The organism is Nibrella saemangeumensis, assembly GCF_039541915.1.
GTDB lineage: Bacteria > Bacteroidota > Bacteroidia > Cytophagales > Spirosomataceae > Nibrella > Nibrella saemangeumensis.
Genome location: NZ_BAABHD010000084.1, coordinates 639759 through 656137, shown reverse-complemented (window position 1 = coordinate 656137; position 16379 = coordinate 639759). Strand labels below are relative to the sequence as shown.

12 protein-coding genes and 1 other RNA gene are annotated in these 16379 nt (G+C 54.0%); 1 reads left to right on the top strand and 12 read right to left on the bottom strand.

Annotated features, from left to right (window positions below):
- Window positions 1–169 precede the first annotated feature (169 nt).
- Both ABD949_RS30325 and ABD949_RS30320 read right to left on the bottom strand, forming a co-directional pair.
- Window positions 170–1498 (bottom strand): polysaccharide pyruvyl transferase family protein, encoded by a 1329-nt coding sequence (locus tag ABD949_RS30325; protein WP_345250259.1) that lies wholly within the window; start codon window positions 1496–1498, stop codon window positions 170–172.
- Between the two features lie 122 nt (window positions 1499–1620).
- On the bottom strand, window positions 1621–3831 hold the full coding sequence (locus ABD949_RS30320; RefSeq protein ID WP_345250257.1) for a beta-galactosidase trimerization domain-containing protein: 2211 nt from the start codon (window positions 3829–3831) through the stop codon (window positions 1621–1623).
- A 259-nt stretch (window positions 3832–4090) separates the two neighbouring features.
- Between ABD949_RS30320 and ABD949_RS30315 the strand changes: the two genes are divergently transcribed.
- Window positions 4091–5062 carry an NAD-dependent epimerase/dehydratase family protein gene (locus ABD949_RS30315; protein WP_345250255.1) on the top strand — a complete coding sequence of 324 codons (972 nt, stop codon included), beginning with the start codon at window positions 4091–4093 and terminating at the stop codon, window positions 5060–5062.
- A gap of 10 nt (window positions 5063–5072) precedes the next feature.
- Here ABD949_RS30315 and ABD949_RS30310 read toward each other — a convergent pair whose 3' ends face one another.
- The 10 genes from ABD949_RS30310 to fabG form a co-directional block, all read right to left on the bottom strand.
- Window positions 5073–6518 carry a carbon starvation CstA family protein gene (locus tag ABD949_RS30310; protein ID WP_345250253.1) on the bottom strand — a complete coding sequence of 482 codons (1446 nt, stop codon included), beginning with the start codon at window positions 6516–6518 and terminating at the stop codon, window positions 5073–5075.
- A gap of 84 nt (window positions 6519–6602) precedes the next feature.
- A complete protein-coding gene (gene trmD, locus ABD949_RS30305; protein WP_345250251.1) occupies window positions 6603–7283 on the bottom strand; it encodes a tRNA (guanosine(37)-N1)-methyltransferase TrmD in 681 nt (226 codons plus the stop codon).
- Window positions 7273–7854 carry a ribosome maturation factor RimM gene (rimM, locus tag ABD949_RS30300; RefSeq protein ID WP_345250249.1) on the bottom strand — a complete coding sequence of 194 codons (582 nt, stop codon included), beginning with the start codon at window positions 7852–7854 and terminating at the stop codon, window positions 7273–7275. Before rimM ends, trmD begins: the two co-directional genes overlap by 11 nt.
- A gap of 73 nt (window positions 7855–7927) precedes the next feature.
- The gene (locus ABD949_RS30295; protein WP_345250247.1) at window positions 7928–8524 is read right to left on the bottom strand and encodes a 30S ribosomal protein S16; all 597 of its coding nucleotides are present in this window, start codon (window positions 8522–8524) and stop codon (window positions 7928–7930) included.
- Between the two features lie 122 nt (window positions 8525–8646).
- On the bottom strand, window positions 8647–10155 hold the full coding sequence (locus tag ABD949_RS30290; RefSeq protein ID WP_345250245.1) for an OmpA family protein: 1509 nt from the start codon (window positions 10153–10155) through the stop codon (window positions 8647–8649).
- 78 nt (window positions 10156–10233) lie between these two features.
- An RNA gene (gene rnpB / locus ABD949_RS30285) (RNase P RNA component class A) lies at window positions 10234–10693 on the bottom strand.
- A gap of 151 nt (window positions 10694–10844) precedes the next feature.
- Window positions 10845–12170, bottom strand: coding sequence for a DUF4403 family protein (locus ABD949_RS30280; protein WP_345250243.1), 1326 nt, complete (start codon window positions 12168–12170; stop codon window positions 10845–10847).
- Window positions 12171–12297: 127 nt separating this feature from the next.
- On the bottom strand, window positions 12298–13275 hold the full coding sequence (locus ABD949_RS30275) for a Smr/MutS family protein (protein WP_345250241.1): 978 nt from the start codon (window positions 13273–13275) through the stop codon (window positions 12298–12300).
- A gap of 104 nt (window positions 13276–13379) precedes the next feature.
- A complete protein-coding gene (locus ABD949_RS30270) occupies window positions 13380–15488 on the bottom strand; it encodes a vWA domain-containing protein (RefSeq protein WP_345250239.1) in 2109 nt (702 codons plus the stop codon).
- 86 nt (window positions 15489–15574) lie between these two features.
- On the bottom strand, window positions 15575–16321 hold the full coding sequence (gene fabG, locus ABD949_RS30265; protein ID WP_345250237.1) for a 3-oxoacyl-[acyl-carrier-protein] reductase: 747 nt from the start codon (window positions 16319–16321) through the stop codon (window positions 15575–15577).
- Window positions 16322–16379 lie beyond the last annotated feature (58 nt).

Here is a 16379-nt window from a genome sequence, read left to right as displayed (position 1 = left end):
TTCTTCTCATTTGGCGAGTTTTTTCCGCAAACCCTTATTTAATAACCGGCATTCTGCGTGTATATGCCGGTTTTCACAGCCAGATCCGACTTACGATGCGATCTTATACTGCTTAGCCACCTTTTTCAAGGCCCCCGCCATAGTACGCTGCGCTTTTGACAATCCGTACTTAGCTGGTTAACTGAAGTTTTTTTCGAATAACCTGCATGCCTACTTTTTGCCGGTCGGCCACAAACGCCATGGCTTTCCTGACCTTCTCTTTGGCCAGTGGGTAGTTCTGGTGAATTTTCATCAGTTCATCCGACATGGCCGAGGCCGGGGTCTGGTCAATCTCGAACAACCACTCCGGCAGGCCAATATCCCGGAACATCCAGCCTTTGAGGCCATGCGCCAGCGGCCGGGCATGCACCACTGGCACCCCTAACGCCAGCCCCATAATGAGCGAGTGCGGCTCAATACCGAACATGGAATGAGCACGGGCGTAGACCGACATGGCCTCGTCGGCGTTCCAGAACGTATCGCGCCAGACTACCTTGCTTTGAATGTCGGCCGGTAGTTGGTCATACACCCCGGTTTTGGCCTGCGCCACTTCCTTACTGACTTCGGGTGCCAGCAGCACCTTCATGCCCGTCTGCCGCACCCAGGTGGTAATCAGTTCGCGTACCTTGCCGAGCCGCTGCCGGTCCTGTTCCTGTTGCTCGGGCGTTGCCTGCGCGGGATTTAATACACTCCCGCCGGATTTGTCGTAGATGTGTTTTGTATTGGTTCGAATAACCACCACCAGGAATTTCTGGTCGTCCAGGCCGGACTTCTTCAGATACGCCCGTCCCCGTTCTTCGTCGCGCACGTCGATACCGAAGCAGCCATCGGGTCCAAACTCCAGTACCCGCGGCTTGAAGTTGTTTTCCTTCAAAAATTTGCGTGACTCATCATCCCGGGTGTAAATAAAAGCGGCCCGGCTGAATACATCCCTGAAAACGGGCATCGACGGGTGGGCAAACCTGTCGAACGACTGACCGTACAGACCAAAAGGGGTTCCCCGGTCGAGGCAGTAGTAAAACGGCGTTAGCCGCGCCATGGTGTTGGCCCAGTCGTAGCCGAACAGACCGTAATTAAAGACCATTCCCGAGTTAACAATATACATACTGGCCCGGTCAAAGGCGTCTTTCAGCTCCCCCTCAAACGGCTTGTCGCCATCGTAGAAACTACCCCGCACGATCTTCACCTTAGGAAAGTGTCTGGTGATGATCTTTTCGGTTTCGGGCCGGGGCTCTTCGTGCCAGAGCAGGATTTCGGCCTCCGGGATGTAACGCTCCAGCAGTCGCAGGGTTCCGGGTGTATGTCCCTGATCGCCGATGTTGTGATCGTTCCAGGACGAACGCAGCAGAATCGTTCTCGTAGCCGCTTTGGCTACCGGCGCTGCCGTACCGGGTGTTTTTAGCAACAGCACCCCGCCCGTTGCCAGAGAAGTTTGGGTCAGAAAATCTCTTCGGTTCATGAATGTACCCCGGAGTGTAATTCCGGATGTTGAAAACTAAGGTTCAGGGTTATCAGGAAGGATTACCTGATACCGGGCGTTATCCGGTTACAAGGTAACACCAACAATTGAAAACCCCTGCATTACTTCACAAACCGTAACCAGCGGCCACTGTAGCCCTCCAGGGCGATTGGGCTATTCAGGGATAATGGCTGTCCGGTGATGGCATCCAGGGCGGACTGGTATTTCAGGGTACCAAATGTTAGTCTTACCGTTTTGGCGGGGCCGTCGTTCAGAAGAAAATAATGATCGGCGTCGGATGCTGCCAGCCGGTAAACGATGGCATCGGGGCAGTGATACGGGCTTTTGTAGGTACCCAGCGCGTGTGTCAGCAGCAGGGCTTCGGCGGCATTATTGCCGGGCTTAAAACAATCGGAGGAAGCTTCAACACCCATCAGAACGGCCGTCCCTTTCCCCAACGTATGTTCCGTAATAGCCGGCCGGCCGGTGCTGTAGGTGGCAACCGGACGAGCCCCGGTCGGGGTTGAATTCAGAACAAAGCCGTTCAGGTCGTAAGTCCCTAAACGAATCGGGCGATTGGTACCGGCATACTGAAAATCATCCAGCGTAACGCCAAAAAGCTGTTCAAACGGCGAGCCTTTTCCGGTCTTCAGCACGCGGCTGTATTCATCGTATCCGGCACCGGGCAGATCCATAACCAGACGCCCCCCCTGGCGAACATACTCCGTCAGCACGGGCATCAGATCAGTGCGTAAGCAGAGGAAGCCCGGCAGGTACAGCACCCGGTACCGGGCACCCAGCCCACTTTTCAGATCCTGCGGGGTGACGTACTCAAACGGCACGTTGGCGTTGGTGAGCGCCCGGCCCAGCCCTACCCTGGCTTTCATAGGCCGATCTTTGTAGTGGTCACGGCCAGGTATGCTCATGGCAGCCCAAAGCGCTTCGTTCTCCCAATCGTACAGAATTCCCACGACCGGCTCTTTATGGGCGTTCCACAGTTCAAACCGCCAGCGCTGCATGGCCTGGCCCAGCTTTCCGATGGCTATGGCACGCTCCGTCACCTGCCCGTTCCGGTCCAGTAAACTGTACTCGCCACCCTCCTTACCGGCGCTGCGACTATTCCAGCACCAGATACCAAACCCTTTGAACCCGGCCGCCAGTTGGGCCAGATACAACTGCATCAGCTCCCCCGATTCAACAAAATAAGCATTCTGGTCGGTGCCGCTGCGCTCCCCATCGAGTTGCTGCGGACCGCCGGTGCTTTCCCAGCCACCCGTCCAGCCACCCTTGAACAGGTCGCTCATCAGGCTGGCCTGCTGGTACAGCGACCGGGTCAGTTCATAACCGACCTGCCCAAAATGCCAGGAGAAATGCATGGAAGGGTAAAAGGAACCGTAATCCGTCAGGACGTCGGCGATACCCGCCATATCGACGCCATACCAGGCAATCGGGTTAAACAGGCCGATCTCGCCCCCGCCCCGGTAGGGGGCATTCGGATCAAACTGGTGAAACTGCTGCGCCGATGCCCGGATACGGTCCAGATTATGCTCTACCTTGAAGCGCAGCACATCCCGCACGTGTCGGTACTCCCGTCCGGTTACTTTTCGCCAGTTGGCCGCTACATCATCCCAATCCCGGAAGGTGCGCTGTTCGTTCAGGAATAAACCCGCATGACCCTGATTCCAGCCTTCATTCAGGCCCTCTACGGTTTTGTAGGTCTTCTTCAGCCAATCGATAAACAGGGTTTCCCCCTTCTCGTTCAACTCCAGTCCCCGTCCGCCTATTTCCGGATCGTAAGCTACACTGGAGGTACGCATAAATTTCTGATCCGGGCTGGTACGGGCATATTCTTCCATTCGCCGAATCCGCTCCTTCAACTGGTTGTGCTGATATTTTACAATAGTTGGATGCTTCAGCGCATCGGCCATTGACATTGTCGGCGGTAATCCAAGCTTTTTCAGCAGCTCCGGCGTAATGGCTTCGTATCCACCCTCGCCATACCACCAGGGAATGATGCCCTCATCCAGCGCAATGGCCGCAATCCGCTCCACCGTCCAGGTCGGCAGGGGCATGATCTGTTTCAGCGCGTTAAACCCCAATTGCTTCATGGTCCGGAAGTGTTGCCGCATTTCGGCTTCGCCTTCGCCCGGCTGCTGAATGTAGACCACCCCGGCCGGCATAGGTGCCAATTTACGAAACTTCTCCTGCTGGGGCGACTGGTGCAGTTGGTTGTACCAGACGGTGGCATACGGATCCGGAGCTTGACTAAAACCCGACAACTGGCAACCAATAGTCAGCATACCAGTAAGCAGAATCTGATTTTTGAGAAGCATACAAGCCTGTTTTATTAGACGTTTCACACCCCGTCAAATATATTTTATTTTAGTGTAAAAAATACACTTAAAAGCAGTAATAATTAGCAATGCGGCTTTCTGCCTATTGCCTTATCTATTGGCCTGGGCACCATAAGTGAACCGCTTTCTACGTTCTTGGAACCGGATACTAACTAGGTACACAATTTCCCTTATTAGGTTACAGTAAATTCCGGAAAACCGATAAGTTTGTTTAGTCAAACCAAATTCAAAACGTACCATGAAAACTGCTTTTGTGACGGGCGGATCAGGATTTGTAGGCAGAAACCTTATTCCGTTGCTTCTGGAAAAAGGCTATGTGGTTAAAGCACTGGCCCGTTCGGAAAAATCGGCCGGGCAGATCCGGCAGCTTGGCGCTATTTCTGTTCAGGGCGATTTGCAGGATCTTCAGGCGTTACAAACCGGTATGACTGGTTGTACTGTAGTATTCCACCTGGCCGCATCTATAAATATGTGGGCTAGTGAACAGGAACTTTGGGCCGACCACGTGACTGGTACCGAAAACGTGCTACAAGCCGCCAAGCAGGCCCAGGTAAACCGATGCATCTACCTAAGTACAGCTATGGTGGTGCTGAATGGTAAACCTATTGTGGATGCTGATGAACGACTTCAATCGGATAATCTGGTCGACGGGTATTCACGAACTAAACTTGCCGCCGAACAACGTTTTCTTCAGGCCAATTCGGAGACCATGCAAACGGTCGTAATCCGTCCGCCGATTATCTGGGGCAAAGGTGACACATCGACGCTACCGCAATTTGTCGAAGCCGCCCAGAAAGGGCAGCTCATGTTTATTGGGGGCGGAAACCATCTGTTCGTCACCAGCCACATCCGTAATTTATGTCATGCGCTTCTGCTGGCCGGGGAAAGTACCGTAGGCGGAGAAGTGTTCTTTGTAACGGATGGCGAGAAGCTACAGTTCAAGCGGTTTGTAAAGGATTATCTGGCTACGCAGGGAATAACAGTCCCTGATCGCTCTGTTCCGTTGCCCATTGCCAAAGGAACGGCCGAACTCCTGGCATGGTTCTGGCGAACGTTCAAGCGCCCCGGCGCTCCCCCCTTCTATCCGTCCATGATTCATACGGTAGGATTACCCTATACCCTTTCCGACGCAAAAATTCGTCGCCAGTTAGGCTTCCAGAATGTAGTAACCGTGGAAGAAGGACTTCGGGAAATGAGCGAATACAGGTAACCGGCGCTGATCAGGTCTGAGGCAGAAACGCAGATCTGCGGCTTCGCTCGGCGTACTGCCAGGTATAGGCCAGCAGGAGTGTAGCCAGAGCCACTCCTGCCAGATAGGCAACGGTAACGGACAGACCGAAGCCTTCCGGAGCGACCAGCAGGTAAGACGTAATGACCGCCGTCATAAACACCGCCGGTACCAGCCCCACCCAATAGGGTTTCCGCTCCCGGATGAGATAGGCCGTAATGGTCCAGAGCACGACGGTAGCCAGCGTCTGATTGGTCCAGGCAAAGTAGCGCCAGATAACGGCGAAATCGATCAGGGTCAGCAGGAAACCGGCTCCGAAGAGTGGTAAACTAAGCAGCAGGCGATTCTGAATAGGCCCCTGCCGGTAACGCAGAAAATCGGCGACAATCAGCCGGGCGCTCCGGAATGCCGTGTCACCCGATGTGATTGGTGCGGCAACTACCCCCAGGATTGCCAGGGCCCCGCCAATTTTACCCAGCAGCGAATTGGAGATTTCGTTGACCACATAGGCTGCATTGCCTTGGTGCTGCGTCATGACGTCGTTCAACCCGCCAACGCTCCCGTAGAAGCTCATACCGATAGCCGCCCAGATCAGGGCCACTACGCCTTCGGTCACCATGGCACCGTAGAAAATGCTCCGCCCCTGCCGCTCGTTGGTCAGGCACCGGGCCATCATGGGCGATTGGGTAGCGTGGAAACCCGATATGGCTCCGCAGGCAATGGTCACAAATAGCATCGGGAACACCGGAAATTTTGCCGGTTGCGTGTGCAGGTTAGTAAGACTTGATAGCGTCAGCTCAGGAATGGGGAGTCCTTTGGCAAACATCATCACCAGAATGCCGACCGCCATGAACAGCAGCGCAAACCCAAACAGCGGGTAAATGCGTCCAATTACTTTATCGATCGGCAGGACCGTGGCCATAACATAATACACAAATATTACCCAGACCCAAAAGTTTTCGCCCCCGAAGTTACCCGTCAGGCCGGACAGAATTTTAGCGGGTCCCATGATGAACACGGCCCCCACCACGATCATCAGCACCACGGAGAAATACCGCATAAACTGTTTTACACCATTACCCAGGTAGTGCCCTGATATTTCCGGTACACTCTCTCCCCGGTGCCGCACCGATAACATCCCGGAAAAGTAATCGTGTACCCCACCGGCAAAAATGGACCCAAACACGATCCATAGGAAAGCCACCGGCCCCCACATAGCGCCGGCCACGGCCCCAAAGATGGGCCCCAGTCCGGCAATGTTCAGAAACTGGATCAGGAAGATACGCCAGCCGGGTAAAGCTACGTAATCGACACCATCTGATTGGGCAAGTGCCGGCGTTACCCGATTCGGTTCAATACCAAAAACCCGGTCGACGAAACGGGCGTAAAATGTATAACCCAAAAACAGGGCAAGAACTGAGAGGCAGAAGGTTATCATAAGAGCGGGTCAGGCAATAACTTGAGACTTTCCTGTAATACTACCTCACATTGGCCTTATTTGCAAACATAGCTATGCGTTGAACTAACTCTCCCCCAGCAGATCCGGCCGACGGTCACGAGTGCGGGCCAGGGCCTGCTGAAACCGCCATTCGTCAATATTGGCCTCATGGCCGGAAAGCAGCACGTCCGGCACCGTCCAGCCTTCAAATGTGGCCGGGCGGGTGTACACCGGTGGTGCCAGCAGGTTGTCCTGGAAGGAGTCGGTCAGAGCCGACGTTTCGTCGTTGAGTACGCCGGGCAGCAGCCGGATGATGGCATCGCAGAGTACGGCCGCCGGCAGCTCTCCCCCTGACAGCACATAATCGCCAATGGTAATCTCTTTGGTAATGAAATGCTCCCGTACGCGCTCATCAACGCCTTTGTAGTGGCCGCAGAGCACGATCAGGTTCTGCTTCATCGACAGCCCATTCGCCGTTTTCTGCGTCAGGCGCTCGCCATCGGGCGTCATGTAAATGACTTCGTCATAGGTACGTTCGGCCTGAAGCGCCCGGATACAGCGGGCAATCGGCTCGATCTGCATCACCATGCCGGCTCCTCCGCCAAAGGCGTAATCATCGACCCGCCGGTGTTTGTCGGTGGAGTAGTCGCGCAGATCATGCACGACTACCTCCACGTAACCACCCTGTTGGGCCCGCTGCAAAATGGAATGGGCAAAAAAGCTGTCGAGCAGTTTCGGCAGGCAGGTTAGTATGTCAATCCGCATGCTCCTCGTCGCCGTTTACCTCCGGCTTCTCTTTTTCGGTATCGGCCATATAAACATCCAGCAGGCCGTCGGGCAGCAGCACGTTCAGTTGCTGCTTCGTCCGATCGACGGAGGGCACAATGGCACTGTTTATTGGAATCAGCACTTCCTTCCCTTCGTATTCCATACCAATCAGGTCCTGCGTGGGCATGGAATATACCGCCCTGACAGTACCGAGTTCGCCCTGCTCGGCATCAACCACGCGATAGCCGATAATTTCGTGGTAATAAAACCGGGTTTCGTCCTCGATCGGCTCCAGGTTGTCCAGCGGCAGGTATAGAGCGCAGTTGATCAGCTTTTCGGCCTGCTCAATGGTCTCTACCTCTTCCAGCGCCACAATGGCCCGGCTTTTATTAGTAATCGCAATAGACTCGATGAAATACGGCAGTAGTTCGCCTTTGACTTCGATCAGCACCGAGTCCAGTTCTTCGTAAGCCGAAGGTTCATCTACGTCCAGGTAAAAGACCAGTTCACCCTGCGTACCGTGCGTACGGGTAATGTGGCCCAGTTGGAAACAATCTTCTTTCGTCACGTCAATATAGGTTTTAAAAACAATGAGCCTGTCCGACTGAACAGGCTCATGTATAACAATTCTCCGGCGAAAATTATTCGGCGGCCGGCGATCCGGCGGCCGGCGTTTCGTCCGCAGGAGTTTCAGCGGCTGCATCCACTGCAGGAGCCTCTTCCGTCTGCGCTTCGCCTTCGGTAGCTTCAGCGGCCGGTGCTTCTGCTACTGGCTCTTCTACCTTATTCTTCTTGGCAATTGCCTCGGCGCGGGCCTCGTTCACCTTGCGCTCAGCTTCCAGACGAGCCTGACGCTCGGTCTCTTTCTGCTGCTGCTTGGATTCGGCGGTACCGGCAATGCGACCTTCTTTGCCTTCTTTCCACTGCGTAAACTTCTCATCAGCCTGCTCCTGGGTGATAGCGCCTTTCTGAACGCCTACCTGGAGGTGCTTACGCAGCATCACGCCTTCATGAGACAGAATCGAGCGGGTGGTGTCGGTCGGTTGAGCACCTACCATCAGCCAGTGTACGGCCCGGTCTGACTTAATAACGACCGTTGACGGGTCGGTGTTGGGGTTGTACGAACCGATCTTCTCAATGAATCGGCCATCGCGCGGGGAGCGTGAATCCGCGACTATGATGTCGTACATCGCCATTTTTTTGCGTCCACGACGCGCTAAACGAATTTTAACTGCCATTGCTTTATGATTTTCGGCGAAGGAACTCGTCCTTCTGTTGAAATTGTCCGCAAAGATAGCAAAAAAGCCCCCAATAAAAAAGCCGGACTTACAGGTCCGGCTTCTATTTCAGGGTAATACACTTATGGTTTTTTCACCCCATCCAGCCGGAACCCGGCCGGGTATTTCTCCCGCAGCGTGTTCATTGGCTCAATCTTGATCTCGACCCGGCGGTTCGACTGTAGACCCGATACGGTTGTGTTCGGCGCAATGGGCCGGTATTCGCCGTAATATTCAAGTGTCACCCGGCTCGGGTCGGTAAGACCGGCCCGTACGAGGAATCGCTTGGCAGCATCAACCCGGCGCCGGGACAGTTGCATGTTGTAATTGTAGGAGGCTCTGGCATCGGCATGGCCCGTTAGCACAATCCGGCAGTTGGTTTTTACATTTAAGAGTTCAACCAGTTTCCGCAACGTCTCCTGCGATGCCGGCCGGATGGTCGCCTTATCCGTATCAAACTCGATGTTGCTGAGCAAAGCCTCACATTCCGGCGTAAACTTGGAACGTAGCAGCGAGGTGATGATACTGTCGAGGTTCATGGCCACCCCGGCTCCGGACACTACGCTACCCTGTGGAGTTTCCGGCTCCTTGTCAAACAGATCGGCGACCCCATCATTATCGGTATCCGTGTACAGGCGCGGGTCAACGGGTTTGGGCATATTGGCCTTGGCGATTGAATCGGCATCAGCCATGGTCGGATTGTACGGCTCTTTGATCAGATCCTTGGGATCAGCCCAGCGAAGGTGGTAGCGACCCAGCGACGCATCGTGACGCCCGTCTTTACCGACTTTAATGGCGTTTTTACCAATTTTGTAGGTCAGCGCAATAGCCGCATACCCCCATTTATCCATCTTGCTCTCCCCTTTCTTAAACAGGAAGATATTAGAGGGATTCGAGTTGTCGACTCCACCCACCGTCATGTCCAGCTTCTCGGTGTTGACATTATTGACGGTAAAATCCAGGCCCAAATCCAGCCGGCGTGTCAGTTCATAATGGACAGCCATACCAACTGGAAATACAATATCGCGGGTAAACTGAGAACCGTCGCCTTCCCACTCACCCGAGGTGATGGAACTGTAATCGATCCGGTTGTTGCTGTACCGGATCAAACGATTGGTATTGAGGTCATATACGTTGGAATAATACCACATATACCCAACACCGCCGTGCAGATCTACCTTCCACCGGCGCAGTTTCTGGCTTCCCATCAGCAGCGATTTCAGGTTAACGGACCCTTGAAGCGTTCCCTGCAAAAACAGGGGCGTTCTGAAATAGGCGTTATAAATATCGCGCTTCGAACCATTGAGCCGGCCTGTCCAGAAGTCAACCTGCAGCCCAAAAAGGTGGGTAAGCTGTTTATTTATAGATAAGCCCGCCCCCACCGGAAATTCCAGGTTGGCACCGGCCGGCTGCCGGGCAAAGATCCCGGCATTGGGCTCACGTAGATCACCATAAAACTGGGTAATGCCCGGACTTAGGGTAATTGACCAGGTATTCATTTTATACTCGCCTTCGTACGACCGGTTTTGGGCGTACGCGCACGTAAGAGTCAGAAGGAGAAGCAGGGAAGCGTGAATAGATTTTTTCTTCATGAGAAAACAGGGTTAAATGACATAAGCCTTTTGCCGTGCTATACTTCAATGGTGATGAGATAGATTATGTGTCAACCCGAACGGTACAAGTCTATAAGCCGGATTCTGTTTCCCGAACCAGGTCCGGGATTCTTATCATTTATCTGGGATTGCCGTCACCGGCAACCTCTATCGACCTACCCGCATTGGCATCCCCAGGGGGTACGGAGACGAGCAGCCTCACATCCAATGCCTATTTGGTCTTTCAGCCCATAAGGTTTGTCGTGCCCCGTCTGTCACCAGCCGGGCGGTGGGCTCTTACTCCACCTTTTCACCCTTACCCTGTTGAGTAGGCAGTTTGCAGTGAGCAGTCTGCAGAATGACTCTGCCAACTGGTGACTGCAAACTGCCTACTCAACAAGGCGGTATATTTTCTGTGACACTGTCTGTCGGCCGCCCGTTTCCAGATGGCCGCCTTCCCGTTAGGAAGTATGGTGCTCTACGCTGTCCGGACTTTCCTCCTCCCGACAGTTCGGGAAGCGATAAGACAACCTGTACCGCTTAGGTTAACACAATTCTTGAATTTCTTACGGCTGCCGCAACGTGGTTGCCGCAAATCTATAAATACTTATTTTCTCAAAAAATGATGCTGGGAGAAAATTAGCATTGATTCAGCAAAAAACGGCAAACGCAAAGATTATCATCTTTTTTTATTGCAATCCGTCGACCTTCACGCTTACCCGTCCGTGTGCATAAACCACGGCCAGTAAAGCGGTGGGGGTCAGGTATACCTGATCGGGTCTGATCTCCTCGATGTTACCGCTCAGTATAACGCCTTTCGTTAATTGATTGTTTCTTAACCGGGCCTGCATGGCAGTGCGTATTTCGTCGATCTGCGAGCCGACGGGTATCGTAAACTGCTTTTCCATCATTCGGGCAAACGTTCCCTGCAGAAGCCAGTTGGCGGCCCGCTGTAATATGTTCTGGGTGGCCAGATCATAGGTCAAGTCCCTGAGCGATACGGTTTTCGTCTGGGCATCGTAATAGGGCTTTCCGCGCAGGTAAATATCCCCGGTGATACTGCCTTTCAGTCCTGCCTTAATAATCAGATTATCGTTCTGGCCGTACATATCCATATCGGTGATGGTAATGGTGTACCGGCCATCGCTGAACGAAAAGTTTTTACCCACAAATTCTTCAGCCGCAATTCTGGCGGCTTCTTCGTAAGTAGCTTCACTCAATATTCCAATCTGAAAATCATCCCTGATCTGCTTGACAACCACTAAATCCGGCAGGGTAACGGCTGGTTTTACGTCGGGTCTGGTACCGGTTGTGGTCAGAGTATGCCCCTCCAATCCGATGGCCGATCGGATCTGGTTTCCTTCAAACCGGAACGGAGTGATTAGGATGCGTCGGGGCACCACCATCAGCCAGGTCCGGTATTTTTCGGAAACCAGGTACGGCTCCCGTATGGTGTTCCAAACCTTCAGCACAGGCGTCCGCAGATCGATATTTTTGCGCACTTGCTGATCCAGCGATTGGGTGATGGTGCCCAGGTTCTTATCAATCAACCGGCCAACAAGAGTGGTCAGGGGGATGTTGAAGCCGGCAACGCTGGTGGCCGGTTTCTTTACCCAGTCGTAGCCCTCGGCCTGGGTCTGGGTATTGACCGTCCAGTCCGGGTCAATGCTGAACCACGTGGCAAAGCGCATATTCAGCTCAAACTCGGTATCCTGATAGCGGGTAAAGCCAAGCACTTTCAGACCGGCTCTGGCCCAGATGCGCAGGGGTACCGTCACATGAAACAGGCTGTCCTGGGTTCCGGCTACCCCCGCCCGAACGGCAATGTTGCCCCGCTTCCAGACTTTGATCCAGGAGGGCGTACTGCCGGTCGTTGACTGCGCCGATCCGTCCAGTTGATTTTCCTCAAAGATCAGTCCGTTTATCTGGCTGTTGATCTGCCGCTCAATGTCGGTGATGGAGATGGAAACAGGAACATTGACGGTAGACAGGAACTGCTCGTTACGGACCTCCATGGCGTTTCGGGAATAGGAAGCTTTGGGTGCTTGCGGGTTGATGCGAGTGCCCCCTGATTGACAGCCAGCCACCCACAACCCAAACAAGAAAAGACCGGCCAATAGCCGGCTCGATGGGCTGAATATATTACCGAATGGTGACTTTCGTCGCGCCATAGCCAAATTTTTGTTTTTGCGCATCCTCGTAATACCGGACGTGCGGGTGCCGGCCCAGGCGCCGGTGGAGCTCGTTACGCAGGGCTCCGCTGCCGACACCGTGAATAAAGGTAATGTCGCTCATGCCGCTGGCGATGGCATTCTCCAGACTTTTTTCAAATGCCTGAAGCTGTAGTTCCAGCAACTCGCTGTTGGATCGCTTGCCCGGTCCACCCGGCAGCAATGCTTCGATGTGCAGATCAACCACCGCGGAAGGACGCTCCACCGCGATGGCCGCCGGTTCGCTCTTAGGGCTCAGCATTTCCTTTTTCAGGGCTTCCGGAGCTACCACCTTTGGAGCGGCTTCTGCTTCCGGGGCCGGTTCATCAATATCGATCTGAAAGAGGTGGCCGGCCTGATTCAGGACCGGCACATTCTGTTTGTTCTTGTAGAAAGTAGCCGCACGGCATTTTAGCCGCTTGACCAGCGGTGGGCGTAGCGCAACTGAAGCAGCCCGGAACCAGAGTGCCTGGACGAGAAAGGTAGGCCAGTTTTCGAACCCGGCTACCGTGTAAAGCTCATTTAGTTTTACCTGCGACTTCGGCTTCAGAATGCCACTTTGCAGGCCACGCACCTGATTGCCCCGCTCTTCGGCCACGGTATAAAGCAAGTCCCAATCCGTATTGTTGATCAGGTGCAACGCCATCTCGCGGTCATTCTGCGGCACAAACGCCAGATAGATACCCTGGTTGGACAGGATACCCGGTGCCACTGACTTTTGCGGCTCGTGGGTGTTGCGTCGCAGCAGACGCTCTGCTTCGAGCGGAGACACCACCACCAGTTCCGACCGCATGACCGGAATGCGGAAACCATCTTCTATTTCAATTTCAACCTGGTTGCCGGAGAGAAAGCGGGTAACTACCCCCTCTTCCTTTGCCCGCAGCATCCGAACTTTATCGCCTATATTCATTTTGAGTGATGCGTTATAGCGATGGATCTTTAGTGATAAGCCAGTAGCTCCTGGCTCCGAAGGGATGTATTCCCTTAATTTATCTCTAAAAACGCATCGATTTCTTAATAGCCTCCGTAGAATTTCCGGAGACCCCATTCGGCACCGATAAAGACCAAAACAACAAAGAACAGCCACCGCCAGTTGATGAGCTCGTTCATTTCTTCGGTGCTGGTGAGCCGGTCCGGTGCTTTCTGACTGGTAAAGGTGCTGGCAAGTGAGGCAATGTTGCCGGGACCGTAAAAACGGCCGCCGGTTTGCTGGGCCAGTTGCCGGAGCATGGCGTGATCAGCGGTGGTATTCAGGGCCTCCAGTTGCAGATTGCGGACAATAAACTGGCCCGTTGCCTGCTCGGAGCGGTTGTTTAACGTCGAGATGGCGCGATAGCGGTATACCCCTTCCGGCAGCCGGCTTATTTCAAAGCGGCTATTGGTTGTTGTAGGCGTGTAGTTGAACGTTCGCGTCAGGCTCTTTTCGTCAGTTATCTCTAGACGAATGGGCTGGTCGTAGATGCGTTCGTAAATATTGTTATACAGCTCCGTCTCGAAGATGACCTTTTCACCCGCCACAAATTCGTTGCGGATCGGGTATACCCGCAGCTTCCGCCTGTCTTCTTTTACCGATATAAACTGCATGATCTTTTGCAGTAGTTCGTCAACAATCTCCTGTTTGTCGGTTAGTGCGTATTCTTCCTGCCGCCACTGCCAGAGGCCTTCGCCCGCCAAAACGGCGGCCTTGCGGGTACCGCTCATGTTCAAAGCCAGCAGCGGCTTGGAGGTCTTTACCGAACCGACCTGCTGCCACAACACCACCTCAGTACCAGGTTGCAGTTTGTAATCACCGTACGGTACAAGCAGCGGAGGGAGTTTTTCCAGAATTTCCAGTTTGGTGGGGTCCAGGTTCACTTGCCGGAAGTTGGCCTCAAACCGGGCGGTAGTCTTATCGGTCTGGTTCCCCTGAGCCGTAATCTGCATCACCGGATTCAGAGTATTGACCAGCGAGGGTGCTGACTGATTCCCCAACACAAACAACACCGGGGTGTTGCGGGCCAGCAACCGCTGCAAAATGCCGCTGCTCAGCCCACTGTTGTCCGGAATCTGGTGCAGAATAATGAGGTCGTATACTTTATCGGCCGGTGGATTGGGATCGGTGGAGCCGGTCAGCAGCCGGATGTCGAGTTCATAGTTCTGGTTCCTTTCAATGATAGACCGAAGCGCTTTAATATCCGGGTGCGGGGTTAATCCCAACAGCAGGATTTTTTCTTTTCCGTCGATCACATCAATGTATACGTCCTGGCGATTGTTGCGGGTGCTGAACTCACCAGAGAGTGGTAATACTTCCACCACATAATGCTGAACGCCTTTCTGGTCGGCAGAGGCCTGAAATGTCACCTGACTAAAGGTCTCTGGACGACCAAAGCTGATTGTCTGGCGACCCACTTCGCGGCCACCCTGCCGCAGCACCACTACCCCGGTTTGTCCCTGATAGCCATTGCTGACGATTTCGGCCTGGACCGGAAACCGGTTGCCCAGGTAGGCAACCCGGTTGGCCAGGGCAGCTTTTAGCTGCACATCACGCTTGGGCACCGTATCGCCCACCCCAACCGCATGGACGGCAAACGGGTATTGCCCAAAGGTGGGTGACAGGCCCTGGTTGAAAACACCATCGGTTATCAGCACGACATCGGTCAGGTGACGGCCTTCGTAGTCGTTCCGGATGCCGGCCAGCAGACCCGACAAATCGGTGGTCCGGCGGGTAAAGGACAGTTGCGACAGGTCGACGTCGGTGGCAGTATCGCCGAGCGTCCGCACGGCTACCTCCACACCCTGGTCGGCGAGTTGCTGCCGAAGTTTATCCACCGCACTGAGCGTCTGGTCCAGTTTAGCCCGGCCACCGGCAATCATCGATTCAGAATTATCAACAGCCAGCACCACCTTTGCTTTTTCGGTGGTGGAACGGATATTCCGCACCAGTGGATTCAGCAACAGGAGGCAAAGCAGCGTAACCACAATGAACCGCAGGGCGGCCAGGGCATAATTGGCCGTTTTGCCCCAGCCACCGGGATTGCTGCGGCCCGGCAGCGGCTGGTACATGGCGGCCGCATAGGCCGCCCCGACCAGCAGGCATACCACGATCCACCAGGGTGATGATTGTAAAAGCAGGTCCGAACGCATATGTTTTAGTAGGCAGTAAGCAGTGAGCAGGTGGCAGTGTTCTAAACAAAACTGCGTACTGCCTGCTGCCTACTGTAATTTAAAAATTAAGTTAACATGCCGCCGTCTACCTGAAGCACCTGGCCGGTAATGTACCGCGACAGGTCCGAGGCCAGGAACAGGGCACAATCGGCAACTTCGTCGGGCTGACCTCCGCGCTTCATCGGAATAGACTGTTTCCATTCTTCAAGTGCCTTTTCGTTGATCTCTCCCGTCATTTCAGTTTCAATGAAGCCGGGCGCTATGGCATTAGAGCGGATATTCCGGGAACCCAGTTCCAGCGCAACCGACTTGGTAAAGCCAATGATACCGGCTTTCGAAGCCGCGTAGTTAGCCTGTCCGGCATTCCCCCGGAGGCCCACTACCGACGTCAGGTTGATGATTGATCCCGCTTTGGCCTTCATCATCGGTCGGATAGCGGCTTTGGTCAGGTTGAATACCGACTTTAGATTAACGTTGATAACGGCGTCCCATTGTTCTTCCGACATCCGCATCAGCAGACCATCGCGGGTAATACCCGCATTATTGATCAGGACATCGAGCGTGCCGAAGTCGGCCACCACCTGATTGACCAGGTCCTCGGCGGCTTTAAAATCGGAAGCGTCGGAGCGATACCCCTTTACTTTGCCGCCAAACGCGCTGAGTTCTTCCTCCAGAGCCTGGCCTTTTTCAACGCTCGACAGATAGGTAAAGGCTACCTGGGCGCCTTCCTTGGCAAAACGCAGGGCCATGGCCCGCCCGATTCCCCGCGAGGCACCGGTAATCAATGCAACTTTTCCTTGCAGTAAACTCATTGAATCAATCGTCTGGGAATAAAAAAACTTGTATGAACGGTCCAAAATTAACCCTTTG

Coding starts and splice junctions, on each gene's coding strand:
- ABD949_RS30325 (WP_345250259.1), bottom strand. CDS start 1,498: ATGAACCGAAGAGATTTTCTGACCCAAACTTCTCTGGCAACGGGCGGG.
- ABD949_RS30320 (WP_345250257.1), bottom strand. CDS start 3,831: ATGCTTCTCAAAAATCAGATTCTGCTTACTGGTATGCTGACTATTGGT.
- ABD949_RS30315 (WP_345250255.1), top strand. CDS start 4,091: ATGAAAACTGCTTTTGTGACGGGCGGATCAGGATTTGTAGGCAGAAAC.
- ABD949_RS30310 (WP_345250253.1), bottom strand. CDS start 6,518: ATGATAACCTTCTGCCTCTCAGTTCTTGCCCTGTTTTTGGGTTATACA.
- trmD (WP_345250251.1), bottom strand. CDS start 7,283: ATGCGGATTGACATACTAACCTGCCTGCCGAAACTGCTCGACAGCTTT.
- ABD949_RS30295 (WP_345250247.1), bottom strand. CDS start 8,524: ATGGCAGTTAAAATTCGTTTAGCGCGTCGTGGACGCAAAAAAATGGCG.
- ABD949_RS30290 (WP_345250245.1), bottom strand. CDS start 10,155: ATGAAGAAAAAATCTATTCACGCTTCCCTGCTTCTCCTTCTGACTCTT.
- ABD949_RS30280 (WP_345250243.1), bottom strand. CDS start 12,170: ATGGAGGTCCGTAACGAGCAGTTCCTGTCTACCGTCAATGTTCCTGTT.
- ABD949_RS30275 (WP_345250241.1), bottom strand. CDS start 13,275: ATGAATATAGGCGATAAAGTTCGGATGCTGCGGGCAAAGGAAGAGGGG.
- ABD949_RS30270 (WP_345250239.1), bottom strand. CDS start 15,488: ATGCGTTCGGACCTGCTTTTACAATCATCACCCTGGTGGATCGTGGTA.
- fabG (WP_345250237.1), bottom strand. CDS start 16,321: ATGAGTTTACTGCAAGGAAAAGTTGCATTGATTACCGGTGCCTCGCGG.